Genomic DNA, 4,459 nt, shown 5'->3' on the forward strand with positions numbered 1-4,459 from the left:
CCCTCCGTACTGCTGCCGAGCACGTCCGAGAGTTCCAGGGTGGGCTCGAAGGAGACCTCGACCGCGGCGGCGAAGACCTCGTCCTTCGTACCGAAGTAGTGGTGGACCAGTGCCGCGTCCACGCCGGCGGCCTTCGCGACGCCGCGCATCGACGTCTTGTCGTAGCCGCGCTCGGCGAATTCGGTGCGGGCGGCCTCCAGGATGCGGGTGCGGGCATCGGGGCCGGTCGCCGCCTCGGTGCGGGAGGGGCGGCCGCGGCGTCTGGGGCTCGGGCCGCCGTCGCCCGCCGTCATGGGCGCGGCACCTGGGCGGAGGACGAGGCGAGGTGCAGCCGGGTGAAGGCCAGCGCCTCGGCGAGATCGGCCTCACGTTCTGCGGTGGACATCGCCCGGCGGGTGTTGACCTCGACGACGACATGGCCGCCGAAGCCGGTGCGGGCCAGTCGCTCCAGCAGCTCGGCGCAGGGCTGGTCGCCCCGGCCGGGCACCAGGTGCTCGTCCTTGCCGGAACCCTTGCCGTCGGCGAGGTGGACGTGGGCCAGCCGGTCGCCCATGCGGTCGACCATGGCCATGCCGTCCGTACGGGCGGTCGCGGTGTGCGAGAGGTCCACGGTGAAGTGCCGGTAGTCGTCGTTGGTGACGTCCCAGTCGGGCGCGTACGCGAGCATCTCCCGGTCCCGGTAGCGCCACGGGTACATGTTCTCGACGGCGAACCGCACATCGGTCTCGTCCGCCATCCGCCAGATCCCGGTGACGAAGTCACGCGCGTACTGCCGCTGCCAGCGGAACGGCGGGTGGACCACGACGGTCGACGCCCCGAGCTTCTCCGCGGCCGCCCGCGCCCGCTGGAGCTTGACCCAGGGATCGGTGGACCAGACGCGCTGGGTGATCAGCAGACAGGGGGCGTGAACAGCCAGTATCGGCACCTGGTGGTAGTCCGAGAGGCGGCGCAGCGCCTCGATGTCCTGGCTGACGGGATCGGTCCAGACCATGACCTCGACACCGTCGTAGCCCAGACGCGCGGCGATCTCGAAGGCCGTCGCCGTCGACTCCGGATAGACGGAGGCCGTCGACAGGGCGACCTTCGCATCCGGGATGCGCACCACTGGTTCTGCCACGCAGACAGCGTACGGGCCGCGGTGCGCGGCGCCGAGAAAGCCCGGCGGAAAGTGAGAAGGGCCATGGCGGTCGCCGCGCCCGTCCGCGGCGGCCGTCAGGTCAGGGCCACCGCTTCCGGCGTGGGCAGGTGGTCCAGGCGGCGCAGGATGACGCCCTCGCGCAGCGCCCAGGGGCAGATCTCCAGGTCCTCGACGCCCAGGAGGTCCATGGCGCCCTCCGCGACCAACGCGCCCGCCAGCAGCTGGGCGGAGCGGCCGTCGGAGACGCCGGGCAGTCTCCCGCGCTCCTCGGCCGTCATCGCGGCCAGCTTCGGCACCCACTCCTCCAGTGCCTTGCGGCTGAGGGTGCGCTGCACGTACAGCCCCTCGGTGGAGCGGGCGGCGCCGGCGATCCTGGCGAGCTGCTTGAAGGTCTTGGAGGTGGCCACGACGTGGTCGGGGCGGCCGAAGCGGGTGAACTCGCCCACGCTGCGGGCGATGCTCGCCCGTACGTGCCGGCGCAGTGTCTTCACCTCCGCCTGGTCCGGCGGGTCGCCCCGCAGCCAGCCGGCCGTGAGCCGTCCGGCGCCGAGCGGCAGCGACGCGGCGGCGTCCGGCTCCTCGTCGATGCCGTACGCGATCTCCAGCGAGCCGCCGCCGATGTCCAGGACCAGCAGCTTGCCCGCCGACCAGCCGAACCAGCGGCGGGCGGCGAGGAAGGTGAGCCGGGCCTCCTCCGCGCCGCTGAGGACGGCGAGGCCGATGCCCGTCTCGTCCCGTACCCGGGCCAGCACGGTGTCGGCGTTGCTCGCCTCCCGTACCGCCGAGGTGGCGAACGCCAGCACGTCCTCGCAGCCCTTGTCCTCGGCGGCCTGGGCCGCCTCGGCGATCGTCGCCACCAGCCGGTCCACGCCGAGCGGGCCGATCGCGCCGTCCTCGTCGAGGAGCTCGGCCAGGCGCAGCTCCGCCTTGTGCGAGTGCGCGGGCAGCGGGCGGGCGCCGGGGTGCGCGTCCACCACCAGCAGATGAACCGTGTTCGACCCCACGTCGAGGACTCCGAGTCTCATACGCAGAACGCTACTGCGGCCGCGGTCTTACTCTTGGCGCGTGCCAAAGACGAAAAAGGCGAAGCCGGACAAAGTCACGAAGAAGCAGAAAACGAAGCAGGAGATGCAGCAGCCGGAGACAAAGGGACCCAACGGGGCCGACGAGACGGGGATCGACTTCGCGCGGGCGTGGGTGGAGTTCCCGGACCCCGCCGACGACGAGCAGGTCTTCCGCTGTGACCTGACCTGGCTGACGTCCAGGTGGAGCTGCATCTTCGGCAGCGGCTGCCAGGGCATCCAGGCCGGCCGCGCGGACGACGGGTGCTGCACGCTGGGCGCCCATTTCTCGGACGAGGACGACGAGAAGCGGGTGGCCGGGCATGTCGCCCGGCTGACTCCGGATCTGTGGCAGTTCCACGACGTGGGTACGGAGTCGGGCTGGGTCCAGACCGACGACGACGGGGAGCGCCAGACGCGGCGCTGGGAGGGTTCGTGCATCTTCCAGAACCGGCCCGGCTTCGCGGCGGGCGCGGGCTGCTCGCTGCACATCCTGGCGCTGCGGGAGGGTAAGGAGCCCCTGGAGACCAAGCCGGACGTGTGCTGGCAGCTGCCGGTCCGCCGTACCTACGACTGGATCGACCGGCCCGACGACACCCGGGTGCTCCAGGTGACGATCGGTGAGTACGACCGCAGGGGATGGGGGCCCGGCGGTCATGACCTGCACTGGTGGTGCACGTCGGCGACGTCGGCGCACGGGGCCGGGGAGCCGGTGTACGTGTCCTACCGCCCCGAGCTGACCGAGCTGATGGGCAAGGAGGGGTACGACCGGCTGGCCGGGCTGTGCGAGGAGCGGCTCTCCTCGCTGCTGCCGATGGCGCCCCACCCGGCCGATCCGGCGTAGTTCCGGGGCCGTCCCGCCGGCCGGTCCGGCGCGGTTGCCGGGGCCGTCCCGCCGGCCGGTCCGGCGTAGTTCCGGGGCCGGCCCGGGCGGTGGTGCTTCAGTTCGCCGGGGGCGGGACGCTCGGGTTCTTTCCCGGGCCGGTCGTGGTCGACGGGCCCGGGGACTGGCTCGGCCCGCCCGGGTCCGTCGGTGTCGTGGTGGGGTCCGTCGGGCCGGGCGTCGGGTCGGTCGGGTCCGGTGTCGGCTCCGTGGGGTCCGGTGAGGACGACGGGTCCGACGGGACGGGCGGGCGCGGATGGAGCGAGCCGCCCGGCCGCGAGGGGTGCGGTCTGCCGCCCGACGGACGCCTCCCGCCGTACCCGTGGATCGCGACGGCCGATCCCGACGGGGTGAGGGCGACCCGTGCGGTCCAGTGCGAGGCCGGTTCGCGCCCGTGGTCGACGAGGACCCGGATCGTGACGCTGCCGCCCGCGGCGAGCTTCCCGGACGAGCTGCTGAGGCGCAGCCAGGACGCGGGGGTCCGGGCCGACCAGGCGACCGGGCCGGCCTTCGACGCGGTCAGGGTGATCATCGTCGTGCCGCCGACCAGACGCGCCTCGACGGTGAGCCCGCCCGCGCCGTGCCGACCCGTGTCCGGCCCCGCCTGCGTGTCCACACTGATGACCTCGGCCGAGACGTCCGGGAGGCCGTCGTCGTCCGTGAAACGGGGGCCGGACTCGAAGGTGGCGTTGCCCGCGTTCTCGTAGCGGTCGTACGGGTCGCCGCCGCGGCTCTCGTCCATCTCGGTCGCGGCGACCGAGGCCCCGTCGTGCCCCTCGCCGATGAGCGGTGCGCCCCGGTAGGCGGACCACAGGGCGATCACCGGGGCGGCGACGACCGTGGCGACCACCGTCGTCGTCATGACCCTCGACCGCAGCCGGTCCCGGCGCGCGGCGTGGTCCTTGGGGTCCATCGGGAAGCCCGCCCGGTCGAACCGCGGAGTGGCGGACCGATTCTTCTGATGTTTCTGGGCGTGAATCATGGCCACGTAGGCGGACGGGCGCGGCGCCTCGACGACCGCCAGCGCGGCGGCCGGGGTGACGNNGCTCGCGGCGCAGGGTGGCGGAGAGCAGTATGCGCCGATCGCCGGTGAGCCTGCCCGCCGTGGGACAGCTGCCCGACGCGACGACGGCGAGCGCGGCCCTGGTCCGCTCCACCTCGCAGGCGGCCGCGGCCAGGAGTTCCCTGGCGGCAGCGGCCTCCAGACCGAGGACGGCGGCGACCGCGGCCGGGGTGAGCCGGTGCCGTACCGCGAGCTCCAGCGCCTCTCGCTGTTCGGGGGTGGTGCCCGCGGCCTCGGGCCAGGCCAGCTGGGCCAGCTCGCGGCGGTGCGCCTCGGCGGCCGCGGGGGTCTCCGGGGCGGGCACGGACTGCGGC

General features: G+C 73.7%; 4 protein-coding genes and 1 pseudogene. 1 reads left to right on the top strand and 4 read right to left on the bottom strand.

Annotated elements, in window-relative coordinates; genetic code table 11:
- The 3 genes from J1C73_RS17975 to J1C73_RS17985 form a co-directional block, all read right to left on the bottom strand.
- Positions 1–293: helix-turn-helix domain-containing protein (locus J1C73_RS17975; RefSeq protein WP_207317291.1), on the bottom strand; the 293-nt coding region annotated here is incomplete at its 3' end.
- Positions 290–1,117 (bottom strand): sugar phosphate isomerase/epimerase family protein, encoded by an 828-nt coding sequence (locus J1C73_RS17980; protein ID WP_123460025.1) that lies wholly within the window; start codon positions 1,115–1,117, stop codon positions 290–292. The genes J1C73_RS17980 and J1C73_RS17975, both read right to left, overlap by 4 nt.
- Positions 1,118–1,212: 95 nt before the next feature.
- Positions 1,213–2,163, bottom strand: coding sequence for a Ppx/GppA family phosphatase (locus J1C73_RS17985; RefSeq protein ID WP_207317292.1), 951 nt, complete (start codon positions 2,161–2,163; stop codon positions 1,213–1,215).
- Positions 2,164–2,203: 40 nt separating this feature from the next.
- Between J1C73_RS17985 and J1C73_RS17990 the strand changes: the two genes are divergently transcribed.
- Positions 2,204–3,043: a DUF3109 family protein gene (locus tag J1C73_RS17990; RefSeq protein ID WP_207317293.1), complete on the top strand. Its 840-nt coding sequence runs from the start codon at positions 2,204–2,206 to the stop codon at positions 3,041–3,043.
- Positions 3,044–3,140: 97 nt separating this feature from the next.
- Here J1C73_RS17990 and J1C73_RS17995 read toward each other — a convergent pair.
- Positions 3,141–4,459 (bottom strand): annotated as a pseudogene (locus J1C73_RS17995) (hypothetical protein); the annotation flags it as partial.

Origin of the sequence: Streptomyces laculatispora, from assembly GCF_017353455.1 — a bacterium.
Lineage (GTDB): Bacteria > Actinomycetota > Actinomycetes > Streptomycetales > Streptomycetaceae > Streptomyces > Streptomyces laculatispora.